The organism is Kosmotoga pacifica, from assembly GCF_001027025.1.
Taxonomy (GTDB): domain Bacteria; phylum Thermotogota; class Thermotogae; order Petrotogales; family Kosmotogaceae; genus Kosmotoga_B; species Kosmotoga_B pacifica.
In genome coordinates this window covers 470,796-485,035 of the sequence record NZ_CP011232.1, presented here as the reverse complement: position 1 = coordinate 485,035, position 14,240 = coordinate 470,796, and the positions used below count along the sequence as shown (strand labels likewise).

Below are 14,240 nucleotides of genomic sequence, written 5' to 3'. Positions count from 1 at the left end.
CCTAGTTAATGATCTTGAGCTCAAAAGGAGCTCGTAATAATATTTTCGGTTTCCCATCTTCTTTATTTTCCCAGATTTCACCGAATACTTTGACTGTCTTGTGTAGGTAACTTTCAAATTCTGGATCTCCATCGAAGAACAGATTCGCCTCTTCCTTGCGGATTTCTACTATGGCATCGTTTCCTTCCAGAATGTACTTCGAGGCATCAGTAACGTAAAATTTTAGCCAGATAATCTTACCAAGATATCCCCCATCCACAAAAGATTTGAGATCGTTCCTAACCTCAGAAGCGTCCACGACTGGTGCGGTATCATACAATGAAAAAATTCCCCGTCTATTATTATATGCTTCGTAATACGCTTCTTTGAAGTCCATGGAATGCTGGGCTGTATTTTCATATGTGAGAGGTCTGGCCAGTCCATTTCTGATCAATTCTTCGTTGATGAATTTACCGTTCTCTGTGTATAAGAAAGCTAATATTCTTCCAAAACTGTCGAACCCATGTGGCTCAATTCTGATTACGTACCCCGAGTCTTCAATCAACTGTTTATTGAATTGATATGCTTCCTCACCAAATTCACCCATAGGTTTGGAATTTTCGTGCAGTTCTGGGGTATCAACACCTATATACCTTAACGGTATATTTTCGGGATATCCGTCTCTATCGTAATCGTACAGTATTCGGATGGTATCGCCATCTGTGATACTCAATACCGAAACCGTTGCGCCCGTCAGATATAAACTGCAGGCACCAAGCACAAAGAGTATAGCCAGTAGGGATACAATCAAATAGGGGCCGCGTTTAATGAAAACCAATGACTATCAACTCCGGTCTTAAAAGACTACGTCTGATTGAGAGCGCGGGATTATCTCCCATTCACCCTGAAATTGTGAAACGATGCCATAAACAGTAACAATATCACCAAAAGAAACATTCTCAAAGGAGACATTTGTACCCTTCTTTGCATATATCTTTATGTTTGCTGTGTCGTCTCTGATTACGATAGAGTACTTACTCGTTTCGATAACCTTTCCAGTTACTTTAACAAACGCAGATTCATACTTTCCGCTAAATATATCTATGACCTTCGGTGTGATAACAGGAACCTTCTTTCCAGAAGCTATCCTGTCTACACTGTCAACAACGATCTCGACTATACCGTAGTACTCCTTCGTATAGCCGGAAATTATCACTTCGTCTCCTGCTTTCAGTCCAGCAGCATTACGTCCCCAAATCATATATCCACCTGTCTCATCTACCACGTATGTGACATTATTTCCTAGAAGGTCGGTATCAGCAGCAACAACGCCCCTTATTGTAACGTTATCTCCAATTTGTGTAGATTCCCTTATTTCAGAAATCTTCGGAAATTTCCTGGCTGTTTTGATGAGGGCTGTTACAGCTTTTTCGATGTCTATCGAGAAATAGTTTGAATAGCTCAGCTCCAGTCTCTGAATTCCAGTCATTCCACCATCATAGTCGCTGTTTGAAATGACTATCTCTAAGCCTGCAAAATTGAGCTTTGTACCATAGTTCATACCGGAAGAGTTTTGATCGAAGAACACTCCTGCAGATATCTTTGAGGTGAAGTTGTAATTGAGGTAAGTGTTTAATACCCATGAAGCTCCTTTGTTTGGGTCTCCGAAATCGTAATCAATGCTCCAGGATCCCTGTTGAGCAAACTGGATTCCTATATCAAGTCTGTTCCAGTTAAATAAACCGCCAACGAGATAAGTCGGTAGTGCTATAAAGGGATAGGCTCCATACGCTGCAATTGCCCCGAAAAACTTGCCGTTCACCGGACCAAGTGAAAAGTTGTAAATTCCGTCCGCTGATAGATCGTACACTGTTCCTTTCTTCATGAGGTAGAGTCCAAAAGCTAGGTTTTTATCATCATATGCAATTAAGCTACCGTATTGGTGCTCTGAATAGTAGTCAATGTAGTTGTATCTTCCGAAAAGAGAGAATTTTCCAAAGGTATAACCGACCTCTATTCCGTAGTTGTAATCGTAGAATCCACCAACTCTGAGGAGGTTGATCTTTCGTGTGTTGTAGTGTTTTGATCTGAAATTTCCGATCTTTAAACTCACATTATTTCCCATATATTGCACGTAATAAAACCTTGGTTTCATGATACTTATTGGTCCAAAACTCAATGTGTCATGAGTAAGCGCTAAATAATCTTCGAATCTCAAGCTAAATCCTTTTATAGGTTCGAAAACAAAGTACACTATCGGAAAAATATCGCTTTGGCCGTTCTCAAGATCAACCGTGTAGAAAGTTAGAGTGTTCAGAGAAGTCATTGAAAAACCATTGGCTGCAACTATCGCTGTAAGGAAAAGGATGAGGAGCAGTTTTTTCATAAATTCACCCCCACAAGTATACTCTAGCTAAAAATAATATCATATACGAATATTAATAAAAAAATCCCGGGGTAATCCCCGGGATTTTTATCACATGAAGAACGGTTTGTTTGGGAAAAGCGAACCAAATACCAGAGAAACTACCGACATTAACTTTATCAAGATATCCATCGATGGCCCCACGGTGTCTTTCAACGGATCACCCACTGTATCACCAACAACGGCGGCTGCATGAACATCTGTGCCTTTCCCACCGTAGTTGCCTTCTTCAATGAATTTCTTTGCGTTGTCCCAGGCACCACCAGAATTTGCAGTGAAGAGCGCGATCATTATAGCACTTCCAAGACCACCGAGAAGCAAACCAGCAACGGCTGCTTTTCCAAAGAGAAAACCTACTATGAAGGGAGTGAGGATGGCTATGAGTCCAGGAGGGAGCATCCTGCTGATGGCACCTTTTGTTGTGATCTCTATACATCTCTTATAGTCTGGTGTTTCTTCACCCGTCAATATACCTTTGTGTTCGCGGAACTGTCTTCTTATCTCTGTTATCATTAGATCTGCTGAATCTGCGACACCCTTTATCAACAACGAAGTGAAGAAGAAAGGTAACATAGCCCCGATAATGACACCAACGATGGTATATGGTTCTACAAGATTGATAACTGGATTGTTGACGATTTCTTCTGCAGATTGGGCAGTACCCCAGATATAGGAAACGATCAACGCGAGCGCTGCAAATGCTGCTGAACCGATGGCGAATCCTTTACCTATTGCAGCGGTGGTATTACCGACGGAATCGAGTTTATCAGTTATTTCTCTGACTTTTGGATCGAGTTTTGCCATCTGTGCAATTCCACCGGCGTTGTCTGCCACAGGACCATAGCTGTCAACACTAACGATGTATCCCACAAAAGAGAGCATTCCCAAGGCTGCAATGGCTATCCCGTATACACCCGCGGCCCAGTAGGCGCCAAGAATAGCAAGCGACAGGGTAATAACCGGCCATAAAGTACTTCCCATGCCCAAAGCAAGGCCAGAGGTAATATTGATAGCGACGCCAGACTGGGTCTTTTGAGCAAGTTTTCGGGTAGGACTGTAATCGGTAGACGTGAAGTATTCACTGAGCTTACTGATTATCAGACCTGCAACAAGACCACTTGCTATTGCGAAGAAAATCCTCCATTTTGAAACGAAGTCGGGATTCACAATGAATGCGTCTTTGAATTTGTAATCGGGAGCATAAAGACCAATAACCAAAGCCGTCGATGCCAGCACGAGTATACCCGTAAACACGTTACCGAAGCTAAGAGCTTTTCTTGCATCTTTTGCTCTAAAGTTAGACACAACTATTACTCCGATGAGTGAGGAGATCACACCAGCACCTGCAATCAAAACAGGAAGAAGAATGAGTCTGTAATATTGCTCAGAGCTCATTCCCCAGTTGATAATGCCGTTGACGATCTCTTTGTCGGCGAGCTTCATGAATATCGCAAGAACGATGGCCGAAACAACGGAAGCAACGTAAGATTCGAGTATATCCGCCCCAAGACCAGCAACATCACCCACGTTATCGCCGACATTATCAGCAATCGTAGCGGGATTCCTGGGATCATCTTCTGGGATTCCCGCTTCGATTTTACCCACGAGGTCAGCACTCATATCGGCGGCTTTAGTATACATGCCACCACCGACTCTGTCGAAAAGCGCAATTAAACTTGCACCCAACGAATATGAACTGATGATCATTACCGAATCAAGGAATGAGATTTTACCGAAAGCTCTTGAAACCTCTGTGATTCCTTCATAGATAAAAGAATCTTTGAAGACCAGCATAACTATTGCAAGCCCGGTTAAGGAGAATCCAGCAACGGAAAGCCCCATAACCGAGCCACCAGAGAAGGCAACTCTGAAAGCTTGTGAGAGTCCATTTTTAGCACCTTCAGCCACTCTGGCATTTGCTCTGGTAGCGGCGTACATCCCGATAACGCCTGCAAGTTCTGAAATGAAAGCACCAAAAAGAAGTGCTATTGGGTACTTGAACGATTGAAATATTATCCCCAGAGCGGCGGCGATGAGAATTGCTACGGCGAAGATCTTTCTGGATTCCTCCTTAAGAAAAGCAGAGGCACCTTCTTGCACGTAACCGGAAAGTTTTTGCATCGTTTCGTCTCCGGGAGAAAACCTGAGAGTCCTCCTTAGCATAACAAACGCGAAAACCGTTGAGATTAGACCAGCAATCAGTGGTAGATAAAGTGCATTCATCTACTTCTTCCCTCCCCTAGTGAAGTATAGAATTACAAAATTTTAAAGATCCCATCCTACATCCCAGAACTCCACCGCATCTTCGGGGATTCTGGTAATGAAATCGTAGCCAGATCTGAAAACATACCTGTTCCCCATCATGGGCCGGCTTCTTCCACCTTTTTGGCGTACAAGGTATAAATAGTCGCGTGCTCTAGTTATGGCAACATAAAATACTCGCTCTTCCTCGTCAATATTACCTTCATTGACCGCAAAATAACTTGGAAAATCCCCAGGATTTACCGCGATCACAAAAACAACGTCCCATTCCAAGCCTTTCGCCTGATGTACAGTGCTTAAAACCACTTTTGATTCTTTCTCCACTCTTTCCCTTTCAATGTCCACTTTTTCGCTAACGGCGAGATCCTCGAGGAACTCAGAGATGCCCGAATATCTCTCTGCGATCTCTTCTAGCCTTTCGATATCCAGTTTACGTTCCCGGGCGTCAGGATACTTTTCATCGAGATAATTTTCATAGAAATTGTTATGAACAAGCTGTATCACATTGGCGGGCTGTAATTCAGCATCTGCACTTGAGAGAATATCGATGAGATGCTCAAGTTTTATTCTGCTGGTGCTAAAAGCCTTCAATTTCTCTATTATCCTCTTTTGATCACCCATACAAGTTCTTAAGGAATCGATTATTTTTAGTGATGTGGAAATTCCAACTCCAGGGAAAAGCCTTAAAACCCTCCCCCATGAAAGCTGGTCGGAAGGATTAATAAGAACTTTGAGAAAGGAAATAATATCTTTCACATGAGCTGTCTCAACGAATTTTGGTCCTGAAAATAATATGTAATCGATCTTTCTTCTGTCAAGCTCCATCTGCAGTTCCAGAGAGTGGTAATGTGATCTGTAGAGGACAGCGATTCTCTCAGGTGAAATTCCATCGTTGATATGTTCCTCAATCTTCTGGGCGACAAAATTTGCTTCTTCCATGTTATCCCAGGTTTCAGCAACTACCGGAAGTGGCCCGGAAGTTCTTACAGCTTTAAGGTTTTTTTCGACAGAGTTTGTAGGGACTATATTGTTTATCAGTTTGACTATTTCGGGTGTGGAACGATAGTTAGTTTGTATTTTGAAAACTTTTGTATCTCCCTTGTTCAGGAAATCAAACACGTTTTCAAATCGAGCTCCCCTAAAGGAGTAAATCGACTGCGCATCATCTCCCACCACTATAAGGTTACCGTGAACATTCGAAAGCAACTCGAGTAACCGATATTGGAGAATATTTGTATCCTGAAACTCATCGACCAGTATCCATCGAAATCTTGTTGATTCAATTTCAAGGACTTCGGAATTGTTTTCAAAGAGCTGGAGTGCTTTTACGAGGAGGTCATCATAGTCCATTGAATTATTTTCTAATTTTAGAACAGTGTACCTTTTCCATATTTCCTCAATGTGTTCCTCAATTCCGAGGAATTTCTTGTTCTGATGAACTATTGCTTCTCTCAAAGAAAGCCCGCAGTTAACCGCGTAAGAATAGATTGATTGAAGTACTCCGGCGCTTGGTAAAATCGATGAATTCTTCTTGCCAAGTTCTTCTATGAGCTGTGCACGACAGTGTTTTATAAGATCTTTGGCGTCTTCTCTATCGAGTATTGTGAAATTAGCGTCGATATCCACTCGCTTGGAGTACTTCCTTAAAAAGTGATTGCACACGTGATGGAAAGTTCCCGCAAGCATCCCTTTTAAATCTGAACCGCTCACCCTCCGGGCCCGTTCAATCATTTCGTGTGAAGCCGCCCGGGTGAAAGTTACCAATAGAATATTTTCGGGTTTTATTCCGGAAGAGACAAGGTAAGCGATCTTGTAAGTTATGACTCTTGTTTTGCCAGAGCCTGGCCCTGCGACGATTAGTGTTCTCCCAACGGAATTAACGACCGCATCCAACTGTTCAAGATCCAGTGAATTGTTGATAAATTCTGGAACTGGGTTGGGTTTTAGGCGATACTTCTTAATGTTTTCTCTCATATTCAAATTTTATCACAGCTCTTCGATAAAAAAAGGTTGTGATTCATTTGCAAATAGGTATTAGTTGTACATGCAGCCGCCGTATTTCGGATGAACTGAATAAATGATAAAATCGGTGAGAGGAGGGGTAAAATGCGAAAAGTGAGGCTTTCGGATTTGTACAGGTATGTCAGTGTTGGTGAACTTGAGTTTCTACCTGATGGTGAGTTCTTTATTTTCGTGAGAAGACACATGGATAAGAAAGAAAACCAATACAGGAGCAATATATGGATTCAGGGCTTCAACGGTCGTGACCTAAAGCAACTGACATTTGGTGATAGTGATTTTTCACCAAAGATCAGTCCCGATGGGAAAAAACTGGTCTTCCTTTCTAAGAGGGGTGAAGGCTCTAAAAAGATAGGACTCTATCTGTTACCCCTCACCGGAGGTGAAGCTATAAAGATAAGGGAATTTCCCGGAGGTGTGACTAATCTGAGATGGATTGACAACGAAAGGGTATCTTTTATTTCGTATGTTGGTAGAACTCACTCTATTGGAAAAGAAGATGACGGGAGAAAAGTATATGAAGTAGAGAGGATTCCCTTTCTGTCCAACGAGAGAGGTTATACGGAAGGAAAAACAGGACAGGCCTTTTCCCTAGACCTTGAGAGAAATAAATTAAAACAGCTCACAGACAACCTTTTGATGAACGTGGTGGATATCCTGTATTCGCCCGATGGAGATGCATATGTGTTGATCATCAGAGAAGATCCTGAACAGTTACCACACTGGACATCACTTTACTACGTCAATAAAGGTGGTAGAAGGTTGAAGCTTTCCCCTGAAGGCATTAGTGTACTTGAAGCAAGATGGAGAAAAGAAGATGAGCTCTTTGTTATTGCCAATGATTACAGCAAAGGTTTTGCCACAAATGCCTTTGTTGCAGTTGTTGATGTGAATGGAAATTTTGACGCTCTGACTAGAAACCAGGACATTCCCTTTTTCAATGTTTTGAACAGTGATGTACGTGGAGTTGGTGGCAGACAATTGAAAATCCATAAAGGCTCACTGTACATTCTCGTTACTGAAAGGTATAAGTCTTTGTTGAAGAAAGTAGACAGAAATGGAAATGTGGAAACTGTCCTTGATGTCAACGCCAGCATCGATACCTTTGATATTTCAGAAAAAGGAGGCATAATTTTTACGGTTTCCACATCCTCAAAACCGCTTGAAATCTACAAGTATCATAAAGGAAAGTCGAGAAAGCTAACTTCGTTTAACCGTTGGCTAAACACCTGCCTGATACCCGTCCCTGAGAGATTCAATGTAGTTGTGTCAGATGGCGCTAGGATCGATGCATGGATACTGAAGCCACCGGATTTCAGGGCCGATAGAAAGTATCCAACTATACTGGAAATTCATGGTGGTCCAAAGACCGCATATGGAAATGCTTACATGCACGAATTTCAATCTCTCGCCTCCGAAGGTTATATTGTTCTTTATTGTAATCCCAGGGGAAGTCACGGTTACAGCAGTGAGTTCGCAGATATACGCGGACACTATGGGGAACGAGATTTTTTGGACATCATGGAAGTTGTGGAACATGCTGTTAATGAATTTCCATTCATCGATTCGGAGCGACTTGGTGTTACAGGAGGTTCTTACGGTGGGTTCATGACTAACTGGATTGTGACTCATACCGATATTTTCGAGGCAGCCGTTTCACAACGCTCCATCTCTAATTTCATTTCTTTCTACGGAACCACAGATATAGGTTATTTCTTCGCAGAAGATCAGATTGGTCTATCAAAAGCTTTCTGGGAAGATCCTGAAATTTATATCCGTCAGTCCCCGCTATTCTATGCGCCGAATGTTGAAACTCCTTTATTGCTCATTCATTCCCTTGAAGACTACAGATGCTGGGTACCGGAAGCCATGCAATTCTTTACGGCCTTAAGGCGACTAGGCAAAGAAGTTAAAATGATACTTTTCCCACGTGAAAACCACGAATTGTCAAGAAGCGGTCTTCCAATACACAGGGAGAAGAGGCTTAAGGCGATAATTGATTGGTTCAATATCCATCTGAAAGAAGGGGATAAAGCATGATCGTCAGGCAAGCAAAGCCTGAAGATAACGAAAAATTGTTAGAAATTGAAAGAACCTCCTCACAGGAGGGAAAGATCTGGTTTGCCTCCGACAGGAAAGACTTTTTTGAAAAAATGCATTATTTCCGGGATGGATTCTTGCTTGTGGCTGAAGACGAAAAGAGCGGTGATATTATCGGCTGTGCTGGTGCTGGCTATGCGGAGTACTGGCTTGAAGGACGAAAACAACGAGGAGCTTATTTGTTTGGTTTGAGAACGAATCCAAAATACAGACTCCGTGTGGCAAGATGGTTAAAAGCCGTTATTGAGAAAATGAGTGATATTCTCGAGAATTCAGATGTTGATTTTGGTTTTGGATCGGTTAAAGTAGACAATATCAATTCAGTTAAAATCCTGAAACATATGAAGTTCGAACCAACGAGAGTTTTGAATATTTATACAGTTCCAGTAGTAAGGCGGGGACAGGTCAAAGGAGTTAGCGTGGACGAAAGACCGGATCCTTGGGAGCTTCAGAGATTATATGATGCCAAGAAAGATGATTACGACCTCGTCCCACTCGATCTTGCAGAGAACTTCTTCCCGAAACTCATAGCTGAAGGAAGAATAAAGCTGATAAAATATAAAACTGCTACCGCGATAGTTTGGGATATCACAGGAGAATACGATATTCGAATCACCAAACTACCAGCAGGGCTTAGATGCTTCCGGAATTTAGCGGACTTTTTAGTGAAAATTTTTCCTTTCATTCGAATTCCAAAGATGAATAGTCCTATTCTTTCTTGGAACGTGATATACATGGATTATGAAAACGCAAAGCACGGTAAAAGGCTTGTGAAAGCTATTCATAATATGGCGTGGAAACACGGGATCATGTTGCTCAACTTTGCTGAAGATAACGAGCTCACAAAGGTCAAAAATGTGCTGGGGTTCTTGAAATTCACGCTTCCATTCCAGCTCGCACTCATTGATAAAGACAGGAACAAGAAAAAATTGAAGCCAGTACTATGGCCTCCTCGCATTTGAGAAACGCCACAATGTGGCGTTTTTTTGTACTTGTAATATTAATGCGTGGAAGCGTATATAAAAAGGTGTTAACATTTAGCGGGAGGGATTCAGGTGCAACTTCTTGTCGATGTGGGGAACACCAATACAGTTTTTGGCTTATGGACCAAAAACGATCTCAAAGGCAAGTGGCGCGTTTCCACCAAAAGATTGGGGACGGAAGACGAGATATACATAATAGTCAGAGAGTTTTTAGATAGATATGGACATACCCTTGAGGAACTTCAAGACATGTGTGTAGCATCGGTTGTACCATCGATAAACAATTCATTCAGGTATTTTGGGAAGAAGTACATTGGTATCGATCCGTTGTTTGTCTCGGCGCGCGATGATCTCGGCGTAAAATGGGATGTTGATTTCCCTCCAGAAATCGGGGCAGACAGAGTCGCCAATGTGCTGGGGGGTAAAGTATACTACGGAGATAACGCTATAGTCATCGATATCGGCACCGCTATAACGATAGATGTGCTTAAAGAAGGGGCATTTCTTGGAGGAGCAATTCTACCGGGACCACCAATTTCTATGAAAGCTTTATTCTCTGGTACGGCAAAGCTTCCGCAGGTAGAACTATATTTTGTGAAAGATCCAATCGGAAGAAATACAGCTGATAACATAAGAATCGGGATAGTCAATGCAACATTCTTTGGGTTAAAAAACATCGTCGATAGCATAAAGAAACGATATTCCAACGAGCCGGTGGTAATCGCCACAGGTGGATACGCAAAGCTTTTTGACATCAATGAAGGATTTTTTGATACGGTTGATACTGAATTGACGTTAAAGGGGATCCTGGAATATTGTGAGCGGGTGAGAAGAATTGAAAAAGGTACTTCTGATTAATCCTTGGATAGAAGATGTCGCAGCATATGACTTTTGGTTGAAGCCCTTGGGACTTTTATATATATCATCGATTCTTAAAGAAGCGGGAATTGAAACATATCTTATAGACCTGCTCTATCGTCACGACCCAGAACTGGAAGCGTTTCTTGGCAAGCAAGTAAAGGATAGATATTACGGCACAGGCAATTTTTACAGTGTTGAGATTGAGAAGCCTCCCGTAATGAAGAGCATACCAAGAAAGTTCAAAAGGTACGGACTTCCCGAAGAATTATTTAGAAGAAAATTGAGGAGGCATATCGATGTAGACGCCATTTTTGTCACCTCGATGATGACCTATTGGTACTATGGCGTCAGCGACACTATAAGGGTGATAAGAGAAGAGCTTCCGGATAGACCTATTGTACTCGGTGGTGTATACACTTCAATCTTGCCCAAACATGCCGCATTGCATTCGGGAGCGGATCTCGTTGCTCCTGGAACTGGGATCACTCCTCTGGTTAGCGCACTTGAATTTCTTGGGATGAAGGCAAACTTAAATGAAAATTTTCTGGAAGAGCTTGAACCGGACTATTCCCATTATGAGAGATTGAGTTATGTGGTTCTTATTACAAGCACAGGTTGTCCTTTCAGATGTGATTATTGTTTTAGCTGGAAGTTGTGGCCAGCTTTTAAACGATGTACCCCAGAAAGAATTGTCAATATAATCGAAAAGGTATATAGTGAGAGACATATTGAAGATATTGTCTTTTTTGACGATGCAATATTGATAGGAAGTGAATTCAAAGAATTACTGAAAATTCTCGCAGGAAAGAATTTGCCTTTGAGATTTCACCTTCCAAATGGATTGCATGCAAGGTTTATCGATGAAGAGACCGCCTATTTGATGAAGAAAGTGAACTTCAAGACGATTAGGCTCGGATATGAAACCTCAAATGCAGAACTCCAGAAGAAAACAGGTGGAAAAGTTACAAATCTAGATCTGGAAAGAGCCGTCTCATACCTAAAAAACGCTGGTTTTTCGGGAAAAGAAGTGAGTGCTTATATCATAGCCAACCTTCCTGGACAGAGAGTCGAAGATGTGGAACAAGCCATAAATAAGTGTGATGAGCTGGGGATTATACCCGTGATCAACGAGTTCACTCCAATCCCCGGTACACCTCAATGGCAAAGGCTCGTGAATGAAGGGAGTCTACCAGAAGATATTGATCCTCTGATGCTGGACAATTCTCTACTACCTTACTGGTGGAATGGAGGGATCAGCGAACCAGCACTACGAATGTTGAAAGAGAAGGCCTGGAGGGTGAGGAAGATGATAGAAAATGCAGAAGATTTATCTCGCATTTGGAAGTAACCTTGGAGACAGGCTCGGATACATTTCAGCCGCAATTTGTTCCCTTGAGAAAGCAGGAATAAAACTGCTGAACGTTTCCAGTGTTTATGAAAGTGAACCGTATGGATTCATTGAACAATCCGCCTTCTTAAATTGTGTCGGTAGCTTTGAATATCGTGGAACTCCCGAAGAACTCCTTGACACTACAATGGGAATTGAGCAAAAACTTCTCAGAACTCGTGAAATCCACTGGGGGCCAAGAACCATTGATATTGATGTACTATTGTTTGGCACTATGATTTACAACTCAAAGAGATTAACTATCCCCCATTATGATATGAAAAACAGATCTTTTGTCCTCGTTCCCCTTTTAGAAATCGCGCCAGACATTGTAGAACCGGGAACCGGCATTTCATATAGTGAATATTACAAGAAGCTGGAGGCAAGTATTGGTTTGAAACTCATTGAGCCGGCTGATACTTTCTATAAAAAACTGAAGTTGGGGTGCCTAATAACCTCCACGAAAGGAGGATTATATGAATAAAGTCAAACTGTTGTTTTTAATAATCCTTGTCGCTATGCTTTTAATCTCATGCGTCGGCACCAAGAGAGAATTTTCGCCGGGAAATTTTGCTGGTTTCACTCTTAAAGGTTTCATGACTGTTTCGTCCCGAGTGGAACTCGGAGGAGAAGTGGATGGTTTGATTGTGGATAAAGGAGTCACACTCAGGATCAAGCTGGCAAAAGGTACCGAATCTCTCAAAATCTATGTGATAAAGTTTGAAAGTGCTACAAAGTCGACTTCATTCTGGTATGAATGGGGTAGATACAATTTTGGTGAGTTGAAAACGATACTGAGTGCTATCCCAGCAGTTTATGGAGAATTGAGTGGTGAAGTCACATCGGGCTATGTAAAGGCCTGGTTCAAAGGTCGGTGGATCTTCATCTTCATTGGGGAAAAAGGGACCGTTAAAGAGGCGGTGAAAGCTTTTAATGAGTACAGAAAAGAACTGGAAAAGTCAATCAAATCATAAACCTTACAGGGATCTGAAGACGTATCTTATTGAAAAATACGGTGAGCCTGTTTACAGAGTTCCAATAGACGCAGGATTCACCTGTCCCAACCGTGATGGCACCGTAGGTGTTGGCGGGTGCATTTACTGTGATCCTACTGGTAGTGGTTTCACTGTTAATAGAAAACTCAGTGTTCAGGAACAGATGGCTGAGAGAATGATCAGACTCAGAAGCAAGGGCGTGAAAAAATTCATGGCCTACTTTCAGGCAAACTCAAACACCTACGCTCCTGTGAACAGGCTAAGGAATCTGTACTCAAGTGCCTTGCTCGATGATGTGATCATTTTGGATGTGTCCACGAGACCTGATCTGGTGCCTGATGAAGTCCTTGAACTACTTGCGAGTTTCAAAAGCAGAGTTGATGTCTTCCTGGAATTGGGCTTGCAGACTGCGAACTACCACACACTTATGAAAATAAATCGTGGACACACCTTGGCAGAATTTATTGATGCGGTGATCAGGGCCAGGCGGTTTGGTCTGGAAGTCATTGCACACGTCATACTCAATCTGCCATGGGACAGTCTGGAAGATATAATAGAAACGGCAAAACTTCTATCTGCCCTCCGCGTCGATGGTGTTAAACTCCACTCTTTATATGTTGTGGAAAATACCCCCCTTGAAAAAAAGTTTCGTGAGGGTAAAATCAAGATTGGGACTCTGGAAGAATTTATCGAAAGGGCAATTACATTTCTCGAATATCTGGATCCTGAAATCGTGGTACATAGACTGGTAGCCGATCCTCCCCATGAAGGAACGGTTTTCGGAAATTGGGGATTGCCAAAGATCATGATTCTTAATAGGATCGAAAAAGTAATGAAGCAAAGAGACAGTTATCAGGGAAAGAAATTTAGCTATTTGAACAGATGATTTTGAAGCTGGAAAGTGAGACGGGTGGTCGCGGCTAACGCCGAGGAAAGTCCGGACTCCACGGGCGAGGATGCTGGGTAACACCCAGGGGGAGTGATCCCCGGTAAGGGCCATAGAGAAGAAAACCGCCGAAAGGCAAGGGTGGAACGGTGGGGTAAGAGCCCACCAGATCCGGGGCGACCCGGATGCTTGGTAACCCCCATCCGGAGCAAGTCCAAGCAGGGAGGGTCAGAGGACGCCCGCCAAATTCCCTCCCGGGTAGGACGCTTGAGAAATGCGGAAACGCATTTCCCAGATAGATGACCACCTAAGACAGAATCCGGCTTATAGTCTCACTTTCCAG

General features: G+C 42.5%; 11 protein-coding genes and 1 other RNA gene. 8 read left to right on the top strand and 4 right to left on the bottom strand.

Translation table 11 applies throughout. From position 1 onward, the window contains the following. Position 1: 1 nt before the first annotated feature. The 4 genes from IX53_RS02385 to IX53_RS02370 form a co-directional block, all read right to left on the bottom strand. Positions 2-817 (bottom strand): thermonuclease family protein, encoded by an 816-nt coding sequence (locus IX53_RS02385; protein ID WP_082128444.1) that lies wholly within the window; start codon positions 815-817, stop codon positions 2-4. A gap of 18 nt (positions 818-835) precedes the next feature. Continuing rightward, positions 836-2,365 carry a hypothetical protein gene (locus IX53_RS02380; RefSeq protein WP_047753992.1) on the bottom strand — a complete coding sequence of 510 codons (1,530 nt, stop codon included), beginning with the start codon at positions 2,363-2,365 and terminating at the stop codon, positions 836-838. A gap of 90 nt (positions 2,366-2,455) precedes the next feature. After that, positions 2,456-4,627, bottom strand: a complete 2,172-nt coding sequence (locus IX53_RS02375) for a sodium-translocating pyrophosphatase (protein WP_047753991.1) — start codon at positions 4,625-4,627, stop codon at positions 2,456-2,458. 42 nt (positions 4,628-4,669) lie between these two features. Then, on the bottom strand, positions 4,670-6,640 hold the full coding sequence (locus tag IX53_RS02370; protein WP_179944401.1) for an ATP-dependent helicase: 1,971 nt from the start codon (positions 6,638-6,640) through the stop codon (positions 4,670-4,672). A 132-nt stretch (positions 6,641-6,772) separates the two neighbouring features. Between IX53_RS02370 and IX53_RS02365 the strand changes: the two genes are divergently transcribed. From IX53_RS02365 to rnpB, 8 genes are all read left to right on the top strand, one after another. Then, a complete protein-coding gene (locus IX53_RS02365) occupies positions 6,773-8,725 on the top strand; it encodes a S9 family peptidase (RefSeq protein ID WP_047753990.1) in 1,953 nt (650 codons plus the stop codon). Beyond that, positions 8,722-9,747, top strand: coding sequence for a GNAT family N-acetyltransferase (locus IX53_RS02360; RefSeq protein WP_047753989.1), 1,026 nt, complete (start codon positions 8,722-8,724; stop codon positions 9,745-9,747). Before IX53_RS02365 ends, IX53_RS02360 begins: the two co-directional genes overlap by 4 nt. 93 nt (positions 9,748-9,840) lie before the next feature. Further along, positions 9,841-10,626 (top strand): type III pantothenate kinase, encoded by a 786-nt coding sequence (locus tag IX53_RS02355; RefSeq protein WP_047753988.1) that lies wholly within the window; start codon positions 9,841-9,843, stop codon positions 10,624-10,626. Continuing rightward, positions 10,604-11,977: a B12-binding domain-containing radical SAM protein gene (locus IX53_RS02350; RefSeq protein ID WP_047753987.1), complete on the top strand. Its 1,374-nt coding sequence runs from the start codon at positions 10,604-10,606 to the stop codon at positions 11,975-11,977. Before IX53_RS02355 ends, IX53_RS02350 begins: the two co-directional genes overlap by 23 nt. After that, positions 11,946-12,500 carry a 2-amino-4-hydroxy-6-hydroxymethyldihydropteridine diphosphokinase gene (gene folK / locus IX53_RS02345; RefSeq protein WP_047753986.1) on the top strand — a complete coding sequence of 185 codons (555 nt, stop codon included), beginning with the start codon at positions 11,946-11,948 and terminating at the stop codon, positions 12,498-12,500. Before IX53_RS02350 ends, folK begins: the two co-directional genes overlap by 32 nt. Continuing rightward, complete coding sequence (locus IX53_RS02340; protein ID WP_047753985.1) at positions 12,493-12,990, top strand: hypothetical protein; 498 nt, start codon at positions 12,493-12,495, stop codon at positions 12,988-12,990. Before folK ends, IX53_RS02340 begins: the two co-directional genes overlap by 8 nt. Then, the gene (gene mnmL, locus IX53_RS02335; RefSeq protein WP_047753984.1) at positions 12,950-13,897 is read left to right on the top strand and encodes a tRNA modification radical SAM protein MnmL/YtqA; all 948 of its coding nucleotides are present in this window, start codon (positions 12,950-12,952) and stop codon (positions 13,895-13,897) included. Before IX53_RS02340 ends, mnmL begins: the two co-directional genes overlap by 41 nt. 12 nt (positions 13,898-13,909) lie before the next feature. Next, an RNA gene (rnpB, locus tag IX53_RS10710) (RNase P RNA component class A) lies at positions 13,910-14,240 on the top strand.

Coding starts and splice junctions, on each gene's coding strand:
- IX53_RS02375 (WP_047753991.1), bottom strand. CDS start 4,627: ATGAATGCACTTTATCTACCACTGATTGCTGGTCTAATCTCAACGGTT.
- IX53_RS02380 (WP_047753992.1), bottom strand. CDS start 2,365: ATGAAAAAACTGCTCCTCATCCTTTTCCTTACAGCGATAGTTGCAGCC.
- IX53_RS02340 (WP_047753985.1), top strand. CDS start 12,493: ATGAATAAAGTCAAACTGTTGTTTTTAATAATCCTTGTCGCTATGCTT.
- IX53_RS02360 (WP_047753989.1), top strand. CDS start 8,722: ATGATCGTCAGGCAAGCAAAGCCTGAAGATAACGAAAAATTGTTAGAA.
- IX53_RS02370 (WP_179944401.1), bottom strand. CDS start 6,640: ATGAGAGAAAACATTAAGAAGTATCGCCTAAAACCCAACCCAGTTCCA.
- IX53_RS02365 (WP_047753990.1), top strand. CDS start 6,773: ATGCGAAAAGTGAGGCTTTCGGATTTGTACAGGTATGTCAGTGTTGGT.
- folK (WP_047753986.1), top strand. CDS start 11,946: ATGCAGAAGATTTATCTCGCATTTGGAAGTAACCTTGGAGACAGGCTC.
- mnmL (WP_047753984.1), top strand. CDS start 12,950: ATGAGTACAGAAAAGAACTGGAAAAGTCAATCAAATCATAAACCTTAC.